This window comes from Sediminibacillus halophilus (assembly GCF_900103695.1).
Classification (GTDB): domain Bacteria; phylum Bacillota; class Bacilli; order Bacillales; family Amphibacillaceae; genus Sediminibacillus; species Sediminibacillus halophilus.
The window spans coordinates 264,679-284,398 of the sequence record NZ_FNHF01000003.1 but is presented as its reverse complement, the minus strand read 5'-3'; the positions used below and the strand labels follow the sequence as shown (position 1 = coordinate 284,398).

17 protein-coding genes are annotated in these 19,720 nt (G+C 45.9%); 3 read left to right on the top strand and 14 right to left on the bottom strand.

Features of this window, described 5'->3' with window-relative positions; translation table 11 throughout:
- Positions 1-165 precede the first annotated feature (165 nt).
- Genes BLR82_RS11895 through argC form a run of 4 tightly spaced genes read right to left on the bottom strand, consistent with a single transcriptional unit; the run spans position 166 to position 4,451 of the window.
- On the bottom strand, positions 166-1,353 hold the full coding sequence (locus tag BLR82_RS11895) for an acetylornithine transaminase (RefSeq protein WP_074599617.1): 1,188 nt from the start codon (positions 1,351-1,353) through the stop codon (positions 166-168).
- Positions 1,346-2,146: an acetylglutamate kinase gene (gene argB / locus BLR82_RS11890; RefSeq protein ID WP_074599615.1), complete on the bottom strand. Its 801-nt coding sequence runs from the start codon at positions 2,144-2,146 to the stop codon at positions 1,346-1,348. Before argB ends, BLR82_RS11895 begins: the two co-directional genes overlap by 8 nt.
- A 13-nt stretch (positions 2,147-2,159) precedes the next feature.
- The gene (gene argJ, locus BLR82_RS11885) at positions 2,160-3,398 is read right to left on the bottom strand and encodes a bifunctional glutamate N-acetyltransferase/amino-acid acetyltransferase ArgJ (protein ID WP_074599613.1); all 1,239 of its coding nucleotides are present in this window, start codon (positions 3,396-3,398) and stop codon (positions 2,160-2,162) included.
- 15 nt (positions 3,399-3,413) lie between these two features.
- Positions 3,414-4,451, bottom strand: a complete 1,038-nt coding sequence (gene argC, locus BLR82_RS11880; RefSeq protein WP_074599611.1) for an N-acetyl-gamma-glutamyl-phosphate reductase — start codon at positions 4,449-4,451, stop codon at positions 3,414-3,416.
- Positions 4,452-4,661: 210 nt separating this feature from the next.
- Here argC and BLR82_RS11875 point away from each other — a divergent pair, with 210 nt between their 5' ends.
- Together BLR82_RS11875 and BLR82_RS11870 are read left to right on the top strand one after the other, a co-directional pair.
- Positions 4,662-5,669 (top strand): NADP-dependent oxidoreductase, encoded by a 1,008-nt coding sequence (locus BLR82_RS11875; protein WP_074599609.1) that lies wholly within the window; start codon positions 4,662-4,664, stop codon positions 5,667-5,669.
- A gap of 573 nt (positions 5,670-6,242) precedes the next feature.
- Positions 6,243-6,962 carry a C39 family peptidase gene (locus tag BLR82_RS11870; protein WP_139186969.1) on the top strand — a complete coding sequence of 240 codons (720 nt, stop codon included), beginning with the start codon at positions 6,243-6,245 and terminating at the stop codon, positions 6,960-6,962.
- Positions 6,963-7,185: 223 nt separating this feature from the next.
- Here the strand turns inward: BLR82_RS11870 and BLR82_RS11865 are convergent, their stop codons facing one another.
- The 7 genes from BLR82_RS11865 to BLR82_RS11835 all read right to left on the bottom strand — a co-directional run bounded on the left by BLR82_RS11865 (position 7,186) and on the right by BLR82_RS11835 (position 15,189).
- The gene (locus BLR82_RS11865; RefSeq protein WP_074599607.1) at positions 7,186-8,109 is read right to left on the bottom strand and encodes a fumarylacetoacetate hydrolase family protein; all 924 of its coding nucleotides are present in this window, start codon (positions 8,107-8,109) and stop codon (positions 7,186-7,188) included.
- A 98-nt stretch (positions 8,110-8,207) separates the two neighbouring features.
- Entirely contained in the window at positions 8,208-10,130 is a 1,923-nt protein-coding gene (locus BLR82_RS11860) for a BglG family transcription antiterminator (RefSeq protein WP_074599605.1), read from the bottom strand.
- Positions 10,131-10,263: 133 nt separating this feature from the next.
- Complete coding sequence (locus BLR82_RS11855) at positions 10,264-11,583, bottom strand: 6-phospho-beta-glucosidase (RefSeq protein WP_074599602.1); 1,320 nt, start codon at positions 11,581-11,583, stop codon at positions 10,264-10,266.
- A gap of 123 nt (positions 11,584-11,706) precedes the next feature.
- Positions 11,707-13,095 carry a glycoside hydrolase family 1 protein gene (locus BLR82_RS11850; RefSeq protein ID WP_074599600.1) on the bottom strand — a complete coding sequence of 463 codons (1,389 nt, stop codon included), beginning with the start codon at positions 13,093-13,095 and terminating at the stop codon, positions 11,707-11,709.
- Between the two features lie 15 nt (positions 13,096-13,110).
- Positions 13,111-13,416: a PTS sugar transporter subunit IIA gene (locus BLR82_RS11845; protein ID WP_026568767.1), complete on the bottom strand. Its 306-nt coding sequence runs from the start codon at positions 13,414-13,416 to the stop codon at positions 13,111-13,113.
- A 34-nt stretch (positions 13,417-13,450) separates the two neighbouring features.
- Positions 13,451-14,785 (bottom strand): PTS cellobiose transporter subunit IIC, encoded by a 1,335-nt coding sequence (celB, locus tag BLR82_RS11840; protein ID WP_074599599.1) that lies wholly within the window; start codon positions 14,783-14,785, stop codon positions 13,451-13,453.
- Positions 14,786-14,880: 95 nt separating this feature from the next.
- Entirely contained in the window at positions 14,881-15,189 is a 309-nt protein-coding gene (locus BLR82_RS11835) for a PTS sugar transporter subunit IIB (protein ID WP_026568769.1), read from the bottom strand.
- A 437-nt stretch (positions 15,190-15,626) separates the two neighbouring features.
- On the opposite strand from BLR82_RS11835, the gene BLR82_RS11830 reads away from it, so the two are divergent.
- Complete coding sequence (locus BLR82_RS11830) at positions 15,627-16,007, top strand: hypothetical protein (protein ID WP_074599596.1); 381 nt, start codon at positions 15,627-15,629, stop codon at positions 16,005-16,007.
- A 280-nt stretch (positions 16,008-16,287) separates the two neighbouring features.
- On the opposite strand, the gene BLR82_RS11825 is transcribed toward BLR82_RS11830, so the two are convergent.
- The 3 genes from BLR82_RS11825 to BLR82_RS11815 form a co-directional block, all read right to left on the bottom strand.
- Positions 16,288-17,184, bottom strand: a complete 897-nt coding sequence (locus BLR82_RS11825) for an NAD(P)/FAD-dependent oxidoreductase (protein WP_074599595.1) — start codon at positions 17,182-17,184, stop codon at positions 16,288-16,290.
- A gap of 103 nt (positions 17,185-17,287) precedes the next feature.
- Positions 17,288-18,190: an AEC family transporter gene (locus BLR82_RS11820; RefSeq protein WP_074599592.1), complete on the bottom strand. Its 903-nt coding sequence runs from the start codon at positions 18,188-18,190 to the stop codon at positions 17,288-17,290.
- Between the two features lie 52 nt (positions 18,191-18,242).
- The gene (locus BLR82_RS11815; protein WP_074599590.1) at positions 18,243-19,691 is read right to left on the bottom strand and encodes a glycoside hydrolase family 1 protein; all 1,449 of its coding nucleotides are present in this window, start codon (positions 19,689-19,691) and stop codon (positions 18,243-18,245) included.
- Positions 19,692-19,720: the final 29 nt, after the last annotated feature.

Genomic DNA, 19,720 nt, shown 5'->3' with positions numbered 1-19,720 from the left:
TACTCGATAACGATAATATATTTAAGAAATGTGCAGGTCTCTGCCATCTTCAACGATTTATCATGACCAGATACCAGTCTTTCGTATTGGATGAACACCTTTTTTGCTTTAATCGATCTTCATCAATCTAATACCAGGCATCTGCGAAAAGTGCATTGAGCGATTTTAGGAAGCAAACACCCTTTCCATTACAGAAATGAATTGGTCAATCTCCGTTTTATTGGTCGTCAACGGTGGCAGAATGCGAATGACGTTTGGTCCGGCTACCAGTACTAACAGCTGGTGTTGCTCCCTCGCTTTTGTCACATAATCAATGGCATTGTCATCGACGACGATTCCCTGCAACATGCCCCTTCCCCTGATTTCCTTGATTGGAGAAAACTGCTGTTTTAGCCTTTGTAACTTTTCTTCTAAATAGGTACTCAATTCTGCAGCACGAGCAATCAATCCATTTTCGATAATGTGCGTAACAGTTGCGAGCCCGGCTGTCGCGGAAAACGGATTACCGCCGAACGTGCTACCGTGCGAACCAGGTGTAAACGCCTGGGCCGCTTTTTGATTGGCGATGACTGCACCAATTGGAATCCCGCTCCCCAATCCTTTGGCCAGACTGATAACATCCGGTTCGATTCCGTATTGTTGATAAGCGAATAGGGTTCCTGTTCTGCCGATGCCGGTTTGTATCTCATCGATCATCAATAGGATGTCGTTCTGCTTGCACAGTTCCGCCAGTTGTTTCACCCAATCTTCATCGGCCGGGACAACCCCTCCCTCTCCCTGTACGAGTTCAAGTAAAACGGCGCAGGTTTTGTCTGTAACCAACTGTTCCAGTGCCTGCTTGTCATTATAGGGCAAATAGCGAAATCCTTTAGCCAGAGGGGCAAATCCTTGTTGAATTTTTTCCTGTCCCGTAGCCGCCAATGCAGCGAGCGTCCTCCCATGAAACGATTGACTAAAGGTGACGACCTCGTATCCATCGTTTCCTTTGACTTCCTGTGCATATCGTCTCGCCAGTTTGATGGCTGCTTCATTTGCTTCCGCTCCACTGTTGCAGAAAAACACCTGGTCGCCAAAACTGTTCTCCACCAGTTTCTTTGCCAATTGTTCCTGAGCTGGTATATGGTATAAATTCGAACAGTGCCAAATTTTATCCAGCTGGATTTCCAGTTGATCTTTTACGCTGTCTGGGGTGTGCCCTAAGTTACAGGTGGCGATACCTGAAGTATAGTCGAGATATTTGCCGCCCTCGTCGTCCCATACCCAGCTTCCTTTTCCTTTGACTAATGTAAGAGGAAAGCGATTATAGGTGGGCATAAGCATGTGCGTTGCCGTGGGTATTGTTTGTTTAGACATATCCTACCTCCGAAGTTAAACTGATTTTTGTTCCGACTGCTGCTCCCTGGTAAAAAGAAAGCAAACTGTCCGGTTCCAAACCATTCAAAATCACGGTTTCCGGCACTTGGTTCTTCAGTGCCTGCAGGGCTGAACGGACCTTCGGAATCATCCCGCCGGTGATTGTGCCATCGGCGATAAGTTGTTCAATTTGGCTGCTGGTTGTTTCATGTAAAACCGTCTTTCTCCCGTTCTTTCTAACTAAAATGCCGGGAATATCACTGATGTAACACAATTTTGCCTGCAGCGCCTGCGCAACTGCAGCTGCAGCCACATCTGCGTTGATATTCAACTTCTTTCCTTTTTCATCGATGCCAATCGGAGAGATCACCGGGATGAATCCCTGGTCGATGAGATGGTGAAGAATCGAAACCTGGACGTTTTTCACCGTACCGACTAGACCAATTTCAGCATTGTCAGACTGGATTGCCTGCAGCAGTCCGCCATCCACTCCGCTTAAACCGAAACCTTTTCCGCCTTGTTGCTGCAAATTTAGAACTAGCTGTTTATTCATTGATCCGCTTAATACCATTTCCGCTACTTCCAATACTTCCTCCGTGGTCACTCGCAATCCGTCGACAAACTGTGTTTCCACCTGGAGCCGGGACAGGGTCCGGGAAATCAGTGGACCACCGCCGTGGACAAGCACCGGCTGGGCATCTCCCTTATTATGCAGTTGTACGATACTCCGGTAAAAAGCCGGCGACAGCTGGGAAAAGATACTGCCGCCGCACTTGATTACAACATATTCCAATCCAAGTCCTCCCTCAAGTCCGATAGGATGCGTTTATTCGTACATAATCATAAGACAAGTCGCAGCCCCATGCGGTAGCTTTGCCGGTTCCGCTGCCTAAATCGGTATGAATCGACACATTGTCCTGCAATAAATGGTCCTTTGCCGCTGCTTCATCAAACGGAACAGGCATCCCTTTGTTAACCACCAACACAGGTCCGAGTGAGATGCTGACTTTGTCGGGATCTACAGGCTGGTCGCTGTAACCGATTGCTGTTATGATCCGCCCCCAATTGGCGTCCGCTCCGTGAATAGCGGTCTTTATTAAATTGGAAGAAATAATGGCTTTGCTGACTGCACGTGCCGCCTGATCTGATTCAGCCCCTTCCACTTGGACCTCGACTAACTTGGTGGCTCCTTCTCCATCGCGGGCGATTTCTTTAGCCAGCGCTTCACAGACTATCGCAAGTCCTTGTTTGAAAAGAGACCAATCCGGGTGTCCTTCATGCAGCAGCTCGTTTCCCGCTTTCCCATTTGCCAGTACAAGCACCATATCATTCGTACTGGTATCTCCATCCACCGTTATCATGTTGAATGATGTATTGGTGATATCCTTCAAGGCTAATGATAAGGCCTCTGCCTCCACGGCAGCGTCTGTCGTTATAAAACTCAGCATCGTAGCCATATTCGGGTGGATCATTCCCGATCCTTTGGCTGCTCCGCCGATCGATATTTTCTGTCCATCGATTTCTATTTCAACCGCAATCGCCTTTTCCCGGGTGTCTGTTGTTAAAATCGCCTGTTCGAACCTATTCGAATGATGATTGCCCTGCATCTGGATTTGGTCGATTCCGTATTTGATTTTTTCCATCGGGAGGGGTTCTCCGATTAAACCGGTAGAGGCAATGGCGGTGAACTGCTCAGGCACACGGAAAGCTTCTGCTCCCCACTTTCGCATTTGATAGGCGTCAGCCAGCCCTTGCTCGCCTGTGCAGGCATTGGCGATGCCGGAATTGACTAAGAGCGCCTGAATTTTTTGTCCGCTACTGATGCTTTCCTGGGTCACTTTCAGCGGAGCTGCCTGAAAAATATTGGTCGTATAGACACCGGCAGTTGTCGCCGGAACATCAGAGTAAACCCAGCCAAAATCCAGCTTCGTTTTTCGGATGCCACAATGAACGCCGCCGGCAGTAAACCCCTGTGGAGTGGCTATGTTTCCTTCCGGCAGCAGGGTCACTTCCTGCTCGCCCACTTGTTTTACTTGTTCTGTCATGATTTTGCACCCTCCTTAAGGATAAATAGGTAAATAGTTTAAGCCGGTAGCGACATCCCAGCCTTTCAAAAGATTCATATTTTGAATGGCCTGACCTGAGGCTCCCTTGACCAAGTTGTCGATGACCGAAATGATGGTCAATTTCCCCGTCCTTTTATCTGCATGAAGGCCAATATCACAGTAGTTGCTTCCATGTACCTCTCTCGTTGCCGGCAGTTCCCCATTTCTGCGAATACGCACAAACGGCTGCTCTTGATAAAACGCTGTGTACATGTCGATCATTTCATCAGTGGAAACCGAATGTGCAATGTCAGCATAAATCGTACTCATGATTCCCCTTGTCATCGGGACAAGATGCGTGGAAAAAGTAATTTTCACAGGGTGGCCGGCCATTTTTCCAATCTCTTGTTCTATTTCCGGTATGTGTTTATGTTGGCCTAGTTTGTAAGCCTTCAAGTTTTCATTCATTTCCGGATAATGAGTGTTTAATGATGTTCCACGTCCTGCGCCCGAAACACCCGATTTAGCATCAATGATAATCGATTTTTCTTCTATCCAGCCGTTCTGAACAGCCGGCAACAGACCGAGCAATGTAGCAGTCGGATAGCAGCCAGGATTTGCTACCAGATTTGCCCCAGCGATTTCCTCTCCATAGATTTCGCTTAATCCATAAACCGCTGCTTCCAAATAGCTTTCATCTGCCGCAGGGGAACCGTACCATTCCTGATAGTCCATCGGGGACCTTAGGCGAAAATCTCCAGAGAGATCAATGCATTTTACGTTATGCTCAAGGAACTGCGGGGCAAGATCCTTGCTGACAGCTGGGGGTGTGGCGAAAAAGACGATTTCCACACGTTCAGCCAGATCCTTTACCACCAGCTCTTCCAAAGGTTTTTCCAGGACCCCAGACGTATGGGGATAAACTGTGCCAAGCGCCTGGCCGCTTTGCGAATGGGAGATAATCGCCTCAATTTCTGCATATGGATGATTATATAAAAATCGTATCAGTTCGATGGCACCGTAACCGGTCCCACCAATAATCGCTACCTTCACCGTGAATTCTCACTCCTGACCATTCCATTGATTGATAAATAATTATACTTTATTATGTATTTTTATACAACCGCGTTTTTTTATTTTTTTGTTTTCTTCCATTCATGCTTTTTTCTACTGGATACCAATAATCAAATCAGATGCCAGCTAAAATGGAGAGTGTTACCATTAAATGTATGATCTTTATTTTGAAATGAAAGGGAGAGAAGCATGACTCAAAATCAAGAAATCCAATTAGTGAAAAGACCAGAGGCAATGCCGACTGAAGAACATATTCGCATGACGAATACGGAGATGCCCGAGCCCGGAAAAAACGAAGTGCTGCTAAAGACGGTTTATGTGTCGGTCGATCCGTATATGAGGGGCCGGATGAGCAGCGCCAAGTCTTACGTAGAACCATTTGCTCTCAACAAAGCCATCAGCGGCGGAGTGATCGCCCAGGTAGTAGAGTCTAATGCAGAAAGTCTTCAGCCAGGGGATGTAGTCACGGGAACGTTGCCATGGGCAAAATATTCTACGGCGCCCGCAGAGACGCTCAGAAAAGTAAATCCTGAACTCGGACCAGTCACTACCTCTTTAGGTGTTTTAGGCATGCCTGGATTGACTGCATATTTCGGCCTTACCGATATCGGAAATCCGAAAGCAGGGGAGACGGTCGTCGTTTCAGCTGCAGCTGGTGCAGTAGGATCGATTGTCGTACAAATTGCGAAAATCTATGGTGCTCATGTAGTGGGAATCGCCGGCAGTGAAGAAAAAACCCGCTATCTGACCGAAGAATTAGGAGCGGACAAAGCCATTAATTATAAAACCGATAACCTGCCGGAAGCTTTGATTGAATCTTGTCCGGACGGGGTTGATGTTTACTTTGACAATGTAGGTGGAGAAGTGTCGGATGCTGTATATCCCCTGCTGAATGATCATGCAAGAATACCACAATGTGGATCCATTGCTACCTACAATGACCCGAACGCTCAAGGGCCACGGCTTCAAATGCACATCGTCAAATCCCGCGCATTGATCAAAGGGTTTATTGTGGGGGACTACCAGCCCCGGTTCAAGGAAGGCTTTACCAAGCTTGCAGAATGGGTCGGCAACGGGAAATTGACGTACAAAGAAACAATTAAGACCGGATTTGATCAAATCCCCGAGGCATTTTTCGGTCTGTTCACCGGAGAAAACATAGGCAAACAGCTAGTAAAAACAGCTGAAATAGAATAAATAGAAATGAATAAAGCCGATTTGTCGATAGAGCACGTACAAATCGGCTTTCCACTTTATCCAACTAAACAATTTACGACAAGTCCCGCTTAATTTAGAGCAGAAATGAGCAATCTTGGTGATTTTCTTTCTATGAAACTTGTACTATAATAAACAATAATTTAGTCAGACAGGAAGAAGTTGATCCTATTGAAAAAACTGCTTATTCTATTACCTCTTATATGCTTGGCATCTATCTTTTATTTATTCTTTAAAACTACTGTTTTGCCCGCAAAAGTGGAAACGAAAACAACTGCTGCGGACACATCTTTAAAACCGGCCCCCACCCCCGTTGTCGAATCAGACGCAGAGCTGAAGATTGGAGAAAATCAAGTCAGTAATCCAGTACTGCGTAAAGGGGATGAATACTACTTACCGGCCGGCCCGATATTGGCTTATCATCCCTCTACCGAGCTTGCTTATGATGCGATTTTGCAGGTAGCAACTGCAACAGTAGAGGACGAACGGTTTTATTTTCCGCAAACTCAGGACAACAACTACAAGGAACGCTTGCAGGCTTTAGAAACAGAATCAATTGAACAGGAACAAGTCATTCCCTATAAAAATAAGCTTTATGCTACTGCAGATTTCTTGAAGCAGCTCGATATTCCGATAGCAAAACAGGAGCAAGCCGATGATCCTTTATTTATACTGAATATCCCGGAAGAAAAAGCGAAATTGCCACTGGATGTGCCGCTAATCGAGCAGATGGCGGCACCCCGGCTTTACAATGGCTGCGAGGTGACAAGTCTTGCCATGATCTTGAATTATCACGGGATAGACGTAACGAAAAACGAACTTGCCGAAAACGTCAATGTCGTCCCACTTACCTATGAAAACGGCTTAAAGGGAGATCCGAATGAAGGGTTTGTCGGGAACATGGCGGACGGTCCCGGCCTCGGTGTTTACCATGGTCCAATGTTGGATTTGGCGAAGCAGTATGTCGATGACAGGGCAGTCGATTTAACCGGCAGCAGTCCCGATGCGATCTATCAATCATTGGATAAAGGCCTTCCTGTATGGATCATTACTACTTCCTCTTTTGCTCCTGTAGGCGGTTTCGAAACCTGGCAGACCCCGAATGGAGAAATAGAAGTGACATACAGCCTTCACAGCGTGGCTGTAACCGGATATGAGGACGAGTACGTGTATATCAATGACCCTTATGGAGGCAAAAACAAACAGGTGGATCGAGATAATTTTGAAAAAGCCTGGGAGCAAATGGGCAGCCAGGCTATCGTTATTGAAAAATAATCAAAGCCTTGAATAAAACGTCTGGGGTACAACGTAATTCCTCAATTTGTTGTTTGAGTTGGGGTTTCCAACCACTATGGCGAGACACACCATTCATTCGAAAAAAAGTCCGAAGGCTTTTACTTCCAGGATAAAATTGCAGCTTATATGAATCAAAAAACCGAACGAGTTCGAATCAACGTCCGGTTTTTTGATTTAGTCTCTATTCCTTTGCTCACGCTCTTTATGCATCCTGATCGATAACGTAGTTTTCCATCGTCCCGATTTTTTCGATTTCCATTGTCACGCGGTCTCCTGCTTGCAGGAATGTTGGCGGATCCATCGCAAAACCGACACCATGCGGGGTACCTGTCAAAATAATATCACCCGGTTGCAGTGTCATTAGTTCCGATAGAAAGGAAACGAGATACGGAACATCGAAAATCAGCTCGCTTGTATTGGAAGATTGACGCTTCTCGCCATTGATGTATGATTTCACTGCCAGATTACCTGGATCCTGGATCTCATCGGCTGTTACGATCCAAGGACCAATTGGTGTACTCCTGTCGAGTGTCTTACCCTGAAGCCATTGCGGTGTACGTTTTTGTAAATCACGAGCCGAGATGTCATTGCCGATTGTATATCCCGCAATGTATTGTTTAGCTTCCTCTCTGGCGACTTTCTTCGTACGCTTGCCAATTACCACTGCAAGCTCCACTTCGTAGTCTAGTTTTTCCGTGGCCGGCGATTTTTCAATACTGTCCTCCGGACCGATAAGAGCGTTGGCGAACTTGGCAAACAGTACCGGATATTCAGGAATGGTACTGTTCATTTCTTTTACATGATCTGCGTAATTCGTACCGATGCAAATGATTTTCTCCGGATTAGGAACCGGAAGCTCTAGCCTTACTCCAGATCGTTCCACTTCAGCGCTTGTCGCTTGGCGATCCACTGCATATGTAAATGCCGCCTGAGCCTGACGGATGCCCGTATGGCCGAGACGGTAGAAGGCATTTGGATTGGAGGGCAGTAAGAATACGTCTGTTTCTTGATTGCTCGACTGAAGGAATTGCCTGTGGGCTTCCTGGAGATCAATAATCCGGTCACCGTGGATTGCACCAATGCGTGTTTCTCCAACTTTTTTATATGTATAACTGACCAGCTTCATCTTCTCTCCCCGCTTTCGAAAAATTCGGTAATAATAGTTTTATTATAACGGATTCATGTAAAGAAAAAAGCATTCAAGCTTTCTGAATGCTTTTCGATTTATTTAGGGAGCACATCAATAAAAGCTTCATAGTCCCGTGCTTTCAACAGTCTTTGCACGATAGCCGGGTCATCGATTACTCTGCCTAGCAAGTCATACATCGACTGCAAATCGGCTGTGCTTTCCTTCTCCACACTGAGCAGGCAGACAAATTGCACACGCTTCCCGCTCCAGTCAATTGCTCGCTTCAATGTACAAAACGCCAGAAATGTCTGATTCGATTGCGGGGTGATGGGATGAGGAACGGCCACCAGATTCCCGAATGCTGTAGGCGCCACAGCTTCCCTCTCCTCCACTGCCGCAAGAAAAGTCTCGTCCACCAGTTTTTTTTCTGTCAAAGTATCAGCCAAAAACTCCAGAACCTCCTGTTTGGAAGCGAAGTCCTTCTGCAAAAAAATCAGGTCCTGCTTAAAGTAATCAGCGATACTTTGTTTCGGATCGGCTACATACGTCTCGATTTTCTTTAAATCGGCGTCCCCAAGTATGGTATTCACTTCGATGACAGGCACTGGCAGCTGCTCGGGAATCGGTATTGAACTTACAATAAAATCGATGTCCTTAAACGACGCCTGATTCAACCTGTAGTATTCTGTTGTCCCTACTACATCAAGTTTCTCTCCGAATTGTGATTTCAGCTTATAAAACAGTAATTGTGCACTACCCATCCCGGAAGCGCAAACTACCAGGCACCGCTTCGGCCCTGTTTTCAGCTTTTGCCTTTCGATGGCCGCTCCGATATGAAGTGCCAAGTAGCCAATTTCATTTTCATCAATTTTGGCATCAGTGTATTCTTCGAGCACAAGACCGGCGATAAGACCAGCTTCAAAAGCTAGCGGGTAATTGGTTTTGATATCCTCCAACATGGGATTCCGAATATTCATTCCATATTTATACCGATTGATGGCCGGCTTCAAATGGAGGCCAAGACTGATGATCAGCTCTTGGTCCTGCCTGATGCCAAGCGCCAATTTTTCCTCAATTCGCTCGAGGATGCTCATCACTACTTGATAGATATCATCCTCCATCACCTGATCGATTTCCATCCCGGTTTGGTATAGCATTTTGGTCCCCAGTAAATGGATGGCGATATAGGCAACCTCTGTCTGTGGGAAAGCGACTTGGAAGCTCTCCTCGACCCGTCCAACGATTTTTTTGGCAACCTGGTATTCCTTTTTGTCGAGAATGTCATCCATATCTTTATTGTACAAAGAGACGTGATAGCCATTTTTTATTCGTTGATAAGCGATTGCCAAATGAATAAATAAATTATTGATGGCGATGTCAGACAAGGTAAGCCCGTTTTCTTTGATTTGATTCATAATGATTTTCCAAATAACCGTCAAGTCTTCTTTTGCCAGAGAGGTCAGTTGGGCATTCAACAGGCTCTGTCCGGCCTCTTCACTGCGGTCAAAAATATACTCGGCCATACAAAAACGCAGCTTTAATTCACTGCCGGTAGCTCTCAAGCCATAATTAGGACGGCTTTCCAAATGGATATCATAGTTAGCCAATATTTTTTTCGCGTTCTTTAAATCATTTTGAATTGTCGATTTGCTGATATGCATTTCCTCTGCCAAATCATCCAGCTTCAAATAATCGTCTGTAAGCAGCAACCTCCTGATCAGGTAAGCTGTCCGTTCCTCTGGAAGATCAGGAACGAGTGGAGCTTCACCAGCTTCCTCTTCCAGAACTTCCTGAAGAAACTTGCGGAACTTTTGGTCATCCTTGATATGAAGCTTGTATCCTGTCCCGCGAATCGATTCGACTACTGCGCCATTATGGGAGAGGGTGACGTCGAGCTGCTTGACATCTTCCCTTGTCGTCCTTGATGTCACTTGATTGATGCTGGCCAAATAATCACTTGTCAAGGGGGAACGGGCTGCCATTAATTCACGCAGTATGGTAATGGTTCGGGAGTTCATCCAAACGCCTCCTTTCATCCATGCTTAGTTCGCTTCCTTCTCGCTGAAAAAAAGGTTCTGATGGCATCAGAACCTTTTCCAACTGATAGGTTTTCCGCCAATACACGATTGGCTGCGAGGTACTGTCCTTTTATTATACTACTGTTTGAAAAAATTGCGGTAGGTATGCTTTATGTGCTTCCAGCATTTCATCGAGTATCTGTTTGGCAACCGTGTCGGACGGAACTAACGGGTTGATGGCCAAGGCAAGCAGTGCTGTATTGTAATCACCAGTCACAGCGGCTTCAGCAGCTGTCCGCTCAAACGATTTGATTTGCTGGACAAGTCCCTGTACCGGGACCGGCAGTTCACCGACGTGTATTGGTTTCGGTCCATCCTTGGTGATCACGCAATTCACCTCGACTGCAGACTCTGCTGGAATGCCGGCAATTGCTCCATTGTTCCTCGTATTGACCGGCTGGATATCTCCTCGATTGTTGTAAATCGAGTCGATCAGGCTACAGGCGGCATCACTGTAATAGGCTCCTCCCCGCTCTTCCAGCTGCGGCGGTTTGATCGCCAGCTCAGGATCGCTGTACAATTCAAACAATTCCTTTTCCAGCTGCTGTACCACCTCTGCTCGCGAGCCAGCTTCGTTTGCTTCCTTTTTCTCCTGGGCAAGCATTTTATCCGTTTGATAATAATAACGGTGATACGGACAAGGAAGGATTTGCAATGCCTGGATGAATTCCGGCTCCCAGCCGAGGTCGACGATGTTTTTCATCGTCATGCTTTCCCCGCTTGTCAGTTTATCCAAGACCTGGCCGGTAACTTCTTCACCATCAAGGTAAACACGGAGTCCGAACACCATATGGTTTAATCCTGCAAAATCGATGTGTACTCTATCTGGCTCGACCTCCAGCATCTCTGCCACACTCATCCGCATTCCAATCGGCACGTTGCAAAGGCCGACCGTCTTTGTGATGTTGCTGTAGCGCAAGACAGCTTCTGTCACCATTCCCGCTGGATTGGAAAAGTTAATCAGCCAGGCGTTGGGACATAATGTCTCTATATCCTTACATATGTCCAGTATCACCGGAATCGTCCGCAAGCCCTTAAACAAGCCACCTGGACCATTGGTCTCCTGTCCGATTACGTCATAATTGAGTGGTATTTTTTCGTCTTTGGCACGAGCCTCCAACAGACCTACCCGAATTTGTGTCGTGACAAAGTCTGCCCCAGGCAGGGCCTCCTTCCGGTCATAGGAAAGCTTGACTTCCATCGGGACACCTGCCTTTTTCACCATCCGTTTGGCAAGTGCACCTACTGTTTCCAGCTTTTCTTTACCCTCTGGAATATCGACGAGCCACAGTTCCTTGATCGGAAGCTCGTTGTACCGCTTGATAAATCCCTCTACTAACTCAGGTGTGTAGCTTGATCCTCCACCGATAGTAACCACTTTTATACCACTCATTCTTTTCACGCCTCCCCAAGGTTATCTTCATTTCTTCTATCCCATTCCGCCATTAAAGATGGAAAAAGACGCAGTGGGATGATTAATCCCGCTGCGTCTCCCCCCTAGTCAGTCGCAGCAAGGTTAAAAGCCGTTATTTTCTGCAACTTGTTTTATCCACTCAGCACTTTTCTTCGGTGTTCTTTCTTTTGTTTCTATGTCTACGGAAAAGAATCCATATCTATTCTTATAAGCATTCATCCAGGACCAATTATCCATGAAGGACCATAAATGATAGCCTTTTGTATTGGCACCTTCTTCTATTGCTTTATGAAGCCATTCCAGATGACCTTTAATAAATTCAATCCGATAATCATCCTGGATCTGTCCGTTTTCGATAAAGCGTTCCTCGTCCTGGACACCCATTCCGTTTTCAGATATAAAAGATTCGATGTTGCCATAGTTTTCTTTCAGATTCATCATAATATCGTAAATGCCTTTTTCGTAAATCTCCCAGCCACGATACTTATTCATTTTCCGACCCGGCATTTCGTAATGATCAAAGAACCATTCCGGCATGAACGGACCGTAAGGATTAGGCAGGGTTTCTTTCGCCTTGACCCGACGAGGTTGGTAATAGTTTACCCCAAGCAGATCTACTGTGTTGTTTTTGATCAATTGTTTATCGCCCGGCTCTGTCACCGGCAGCTGGCCATGTTCCTCAAGGATATCGATCAATTCCTGCGGATATTCCCCTAAAACAGAGGGATCTAAGAAACTGCGGTTGAAGAACAAATCAGCAATCCGGGATGCCCTTAAGTCAGCCGGATTCTGGCTTCTCGGGTAAGAAGGTGTCAGATTCAAGATGATACCTATTTTTCCCTCTTTGATATCAAAGGTACGAAACGCCTCGACTGCCTTGGCGTGCGCCACCATCGTGTGGTAAGCAACCTGAGCAGCCCGCTTGGCATCGACTACGTTCGGGTAGTGGAAATCATACAGATATCCGCCCTCAACCGGAACGATTGGCTCGTTGAACGTAAACCACTTGCTTACCCTGTCGCCAAACAATCGGAAAGCATGCTTGGCATATTCGGCATAAGCCTCCACGACGTCCCTGCTTTCCCATCCACCTTCGTTTTGCAGCTCGAGGGGCATGTCGAAATGGTACAAATTCACAAACGGTTCAATGTCGTTGGCAATAAGCTCGTCAATGACATTGTTGTAAAACGTGACCGCTTCCTGATTTACTTCTCCACGCCCACCCGGGATCAGACGGGACCAGGAAATCGACAGACGAAATGTATTGTGGCCGATTTGCTTCATCAGCTGGACATCTTCCTTATAACGATGATAGAAGTCAGAAGTTGTCTGCGGACCTACTCCTTCAAAAAAACGGTTCGACTCTTGCTCATACCATTCGTCCCAAATGTTGCGGCCCTTGCCCCCTTCGTTGGCTGCTCCCTCGATTTGCGTGGCAGAAGTAGCGCTTCCCCACCAGAACCCTTCCGGAAATTTGTATTGAACAGACATAGCTATTACCTCCAGTTACTTGTGTCGATAGATTTCGATGATTTCCACGGCTAAATCTCTCACGGTCATTGAGGTCATCAGGTGGTCCTGTGAATGCACGAGTATCACATTCACAGAAGCCCCCTCCCCGCTTGCTTCTTCCTGAAGCAGCTTGGTTTGATAACCGTGCGCTTTGCCTAATTCCTCACCGGCTTCTTCGATGAGACGGTCGGCTTCAGCAAAGTTTCCCTCTTTTGCTTCCTGGATTGCTTCCATGGCGCTAGACTTGCCATTTCCGGCATACAGGATGATTTGAAACGCAATTTCTGTTAAGTTGTCCATCGGTTATTCCACCTTTGAGTCTCAAGTTAGTTAGTTACATGTTAACACTTTCATTTCTTTCTTCTTCAGCAGAATGTTCATTTTCGTAATATTGTTTATCCATGATTTTCAGGAACGGCCACCAGATTACAAATACGATTGCAATGTTGACCAATTGCAGTGCGCCACCCTGCCAGCTGTTGCCTGTCGCAAGGAAACCGCTCAGCACGGTTGGCGTTGTCCATGGAACAATGACCCCATTTGGATAGGGAACCATGCCCGATGCCATCGCAAAATAAGTGACGAACGTGACGATTACCGGTGCAATCAGCCAAGGGATGATCACCAACGGGTTCATGATGATCGGCAAACCGAATATTACTGGCTCGTTTACATTGAAGATACCTGCCGGAGCGCCTAATTTACCCAATTCTTTCAATTGGCGGCTTCGTCCAATCAGGAAGATACCGATAATAACTGCCAAAGTCATACCGGAACCACCGATTCCGACTATGAAGGTATCGATGAACTGCTTGGTGACAATGTTCGGAAGTTCCTGGCCGGCATTGAAGGCGTCTAGATTCTGGTTGTTCAAAGCATACCAAATTGGATCAAATACAGAGTTGACGATAATCTGTCCATGCAGCCCGAAGAACCAGAACAATTGAATCAACAAGACCGCAACCAGTGTGGCCGGCAGTCCGCTTCCAAGCGCTGTAAGCGGTTCTTGAATCAAGGTATAGATAAAGTTTTGTACTGTATCAAATGGTGTGTAGCTGAAAATGATCCGTACGATTAAAAAGGATGTCAAAGTTAACGTAATCGGAATTAGTGCACTAAACGAACGAGAAACTGCTTCCGGCACACCTGCCGGCATTTTAATTGTCCAATCCTTCTCTACGAAGAAACGGTACAATTCAGCTGCAATGAAAGCGGTGAAGATACCAAGGAACATTCCTTCCGCTCCCAAGCTTGCAGTCGGAATAACCCCGCCGACTTGCTCGACAGTTTTATTTGCCGTTTCGAAATCGATAACTTGCGGTGTAAGAATCAAGAATGAAGCCAGAGCAACGGCACCGCCATAAATTGACTCGCCTCCATAATGCTCCGTCAGCTTATAGCCAATACCAATAATAACGAATAACCCCATAATACTTAGAGTAGAGGCAGATGCAGGCCCTAAGGCTGCCTGGTATGCTTCATATGCACTTTCACTGATCCATTGATCCAGGAAAGGAAAATTGGCAATAACGACAAAAATGGAACCGAAGATGATGAAAGGCAATGCAACCATAAAGCCGTTACGCAATGCGGTCAAATAGCGGTTGTTGTTTAATTTATCCGCTATCGGCATCAGAATGTTTTCTAAAACCTCCATGAATTTGTTCACGTTTATTCTCCCCTTTTCTCTAAAACGGCCCGCTGGCAACCAACGTCCTGCGCCACTCGCCGATTCGAACGGGCCTGTTATATTCTGTTAAGCTATCATTCACCCATAAGTTCTAATGCTTTATTTAAAACAGCCGCTCCATCGACTCTGCCATAGGATACCGGGTCGATTACATCAAGGGGAATGCCTACTTCCTCTGCTGTTTTGGAAAACTTCTTTTTCATAAAGCGCATTTGCGGTCCGATCAACAGTACGTCGGCGCGCTCCATTTCTTTTGGTGCTTTATCCTGTGCAACAGCCCAAATTTCAGCTTCAATACCTTTCGCCTCGGCTGCCTCTTTCATTTTTGAAACTAGTAAGCTAGTGGACATTCCTGCTGAGCATGCGAGTAATATATGTTTCATCTATAATTCCTCCTAAGATGCTGTTATTTTGTATCTGCTTTCATTGTAGGTTACAACCGCTTTCATGAACACACATTGTTTTTCCGTTGCACAACGGAAATGATTATGCGCTTACATTTTGTTCCGTTGGCTTAGGAGGGTTGAGGCGGAAAGCGCGGGATAACTTCGGAGTTTCCGGAAGAATGGAAGAATTGGTACTACAGTGATTGAAAGGTAGGGACGACTAATTACCGAAACAATTATCCCGCCTGGTTTCAAGTATTAGAAAGCACTCATCAGATGCAAAATGCCGTCACCATGACCGATATGAAAAAAAGGGGATTTAATTCCAAATACGGAATGATACACTTGGGTTATCTAAGTTTTCTGTATAAGGTTTATTTCTTTATTCAGCTACGAAGCAGTAATGTGGAACAAGCATATTAGGAGGCGCAAATATGAAAGGTGAAGAATTATCAGAAGCAGTAGACTTTAAAAAACTTTCCATCGTAGAATTACAAATAAAATTTGAGCAACTAAAAAATAAATACCCTAAAAAAAAGAAGATTATCTTTGTTACCCAATCCGCAACCATCGAGGCAGATTTTCAGATGCAACTAGCGGAAAATTTAGAAGAGGAACCTATTTTGGGTCGTGCACTGCAAGAATACGAGCTTAGTCCAGAAATAGACATAACAGACAAAATAATATTAAATTCTTCTGCCTGTATTTACTTAAGGAATGTGAAGCTAACACCCTTAACAACTCCGAATTCACCTATTTATCTAGAAGAGTTTATATTGTTTACAGACCATTTATTAGGGCTAACAATTACTTGAGTTGTTCAACTTAGTTTAGAGTATTTTGGAGGAGCCTAGGTAGGTTCTATGGAGGATATATTACAACAAATTTTAACAGAGCTGAAAGACATAAATACAGACATCGGCGAACTAAAAACGGGTAAAGCAAGGTGAGAAGTAGAGCAGCAAAAGTTACAGCGAAAATTGGTGCTCCGTGTTTTATGGAGTTCCGTTTTTCTATAAATACCACAACTTGACTTTAACAGATTCTATAAAGCAGGCTGTCCCATTACGTTTTTCACTTGCGGGACAGCCTTTTTCATTGTTGTTGCTTTATTTTTTTATGGATCCAAATAGCCGCCTGCATGCCATCACCCATTGCGATAGTCACTTGTTCCGAGTGGGCGACGATATCTCCGGCAGCAAAGACGTTTTCGACATTCGTCATCTTGGTTCTGGGGTCTACAAGAATGTGCTTGTTTTTATATAATTCGACGCCCAGCTGCTCGGCGAGCTGGGATCGTACTTCATTACCGCCCATTGCTACAAAGGCATGATCTGCCTCCAGATTGCTTCCGTCCTCCAGCTTAACGCCCCTGAATTGGTCTCCTTCTGCCAGCACTTCATCGATTTCTCCGGCAATCGTGTTAATTTCATGGAATTTGAGCTTTTGATGCAGTTCTTCCTCAATCGGTTCTCGTCCATGGTTGACCAAGTGGATTTGGCTAGCCCAATTTGTCAGTGCTAGTGCCATTCCTGCCCCCGCTCTTCCAGATCCGATGACAATGACCTTTTTATCAAGTACTTCATAGCCATCACAATCCGGACATATATATACGCTGATCCCCAGGCAGGGAAGCAACTTATCGAACGCCGGCAAATGGTCCTTGATGCCGGTGGCAATTAAAATCGCCCTTGTCTCGTGGTTACGGTTAGTAGTAGAAACAGAAAATAACTGCTCCTGCTTGGCGACCTGCTCTACTGTCTCTTCAATAAAGTTTACTCCAAGTTCTTCCGCCTGCCGTCTGCCGGTCCTGCGCAAGGTGGCGCCGCTTATCCCTTCTGGCCAGCCAAGAATATTATGGTAACAGCGGCAAAGGTTTGACCGGCCATCCGCAGCATCGATAACTAGTACGTTGTCACAGTAACGGCCCAACTGAATAGCTGCCTGCAGCCCGGCGATTCCGCCGCCGATAATGATACAATCGTAAACCACTATTCCGCCTCCATTCAACACTAGTTGTTGTCATTAGTGTAAACAGAAGCTGTAGTTTCACGGCTGTTAGTTTTTAACAAAAAGAAACCTACCTATAGTGCAGTTAAAGAACAAGGAACATTAGCAATGGAATCGTGATGATACTCAACAATGTACTAAGCAGCGTAGCGCTTGATACGAATCCCGGTTTTGTCTGGAATTGCAAGGCATAAATCGTAGTATTTGCTGCTGTCGGAGTAGCTGCCGTCAATATCATGATTGCTTGGACCATATCGCCGACCGGTAAAAAGTATGCAATCACAAACGCAATCACCGGAGCAAGAAGCAGCTTGATCGACAGTGAAGCCCCCAACTTTCCATATTCCAATTGTTTCAACGAAATACTGGCGAGCTGCATGCCCAGGACGATCATTACAGTGGGAATCGTCGCATCGGCCACCATGCTGACTGCAGACATCACTTGGTCTCCGACTCCGATTTGCAGTCCATTCAGCAGCAAACCTAATATCGCACCATAGACAATCGGTACTTTGACCACTTCCCTCAAAGGGGAAAACGATTGTCCGCCTTGATCACTGCCCTTGGCAGCATAGTAAATGCCTGCCGTACACATAATCAACTGCTGCAGGACCATCAAGATTACCGCATAATGAAAACCTTCCTCCCCGAAAATAAGCAATACCAAGGGCGCTCCGTAATTCCCGTTATTCATAAACGCAGAGGCAAGGATAAACCCGCTGGTCGTATTTTTATCCCAACGATTGATCCAGGCAAGAAGATAGCAAACCACAATGGATACTACACACAACACGACTAAATAAATGCTTAAATAAACATAATCCAGCGTGATTTCATTCTGGTAAAACGTCCGGAAAGCCAAAAAAGGTGACATTAGATAAATGGCAATAGTCGAAATAGGCTTCAACTCGAATTTCCACACTTTTTGTCCGATAAAGCCAAGTGCAAATACACCAAAAATCGGGATAAGAACACCAATGAACGCCATGATTCTCCCCCCTCATAAGAAAAGGGATCTTTTCCAGATCCCTATACATGGTTCATTCCTTATTCAGTGTGCTTCCGTTTTCGGAAATCACCTGCTGGTACCAGAAAAAGCTGTTTTTCCTGATACGGCGTAAATCTTTTTCCCCTTCTTCGTCGCGGTTGACGTAGACAAATCCGTATCGTTTCTGGTAACCATTCAACCAGCTCAGCAAGTCGGTGAATGACCAGACGCAGTAACCGAGCAAATCCACCCCATCTGTTATTGCCTGCTGACACTGCCGCAAATGACTTTTTATATAGTCAATTCGGTAGTCATCCTTGACTACGTCATTAACCTCTAGTTGATCAAACTCACCCAGTCCGTTTTCGCTTATCAAAATTGGAAGTCCGTAACGGCTTGTAATCCGGCGCATTCCAATCCTCAGGCCGACTGGATCGATCTCCCAATCCCAGTTGGTCGCTTCCAGGTTCGGGTTTTTCTTGGTTTTGTAGAATCCAGGAATACCTGTTTCCGGCGTCGTGCCTTTTTTCCCTGATGTGTTCATGCCGCCGGAACCTACGCCCCCTTCCAGGGGATTATATTCATACGTGGTCGTCCGGTAATAATTGACCCCCATAAAGTCTGGCTTTCCCTGTGCCAGCAGGGCTAGGTCGCCGTCTTCCAGTTCAGGTGCCAATCCGTTTCGTTCTAAATAATCCCATGCCGCCTTAGGGTATTTCCCCCAAGCATACACATCCATCCACCAGTGGCTTAAGAACTCCTCAGCATTCTCAGCTGCCAGCACATCTTCCGGATTGGAAGAATAGGCATAGGCAGGGCTGTACGCGAAACTCGGGCCGATCTTGCCGTTCGGCACATATTTATGAAAATCGGCAATCACCTTGGCATTGGCAAGACTGGCATGATGGTTTGCCTGATACATCCGCTTCCGGTCTTGGACACCGGGGGGATGCAAAGCAAGCTGATAGCCTAAACTGATGAAAACATTTTGCTCATTGAGACTGACCCAATATTTCACACGATCACCGAGCCGTTTGAACAATGTGATACTATACCGATAAAAATCATCAATCACCTGGCGTGATTCCCATCCGCCGTATTGATCCTGAAGCGCCTGCGGCAAATCCCAGTGATACAGCGTCACAATCGGCTCGATGCCGTGTTTTAACAATTCATCGACCAGCTGACCATAAAAATCGAGACCCTGCTCGTTTACTTCCCCATTTCCGTCCTTTATAACGCGCGGCCAGGAAACGGAAAAACGGTAAGCCTTCAAGCCCATCTCAGCCATTAATTGGACATCTTCCTGCCAGCGATGGTAATGGTCCACTGCCACATCACCATTGGTACCCTTATACGTCTTGCCTGGTATCCGGACAAATTCGTCCCATATCGATGGCGATTTGCCAGCCTCGTTCCATGCCCCTTCAATTTGATAGGCTGCCGAAGCAGCTCCCCATAAAAATCCATCTGGAAATGCTTGTAACTGCTTATGTAACATTTCATTTCCTCCTCTGTGGAATTATATCT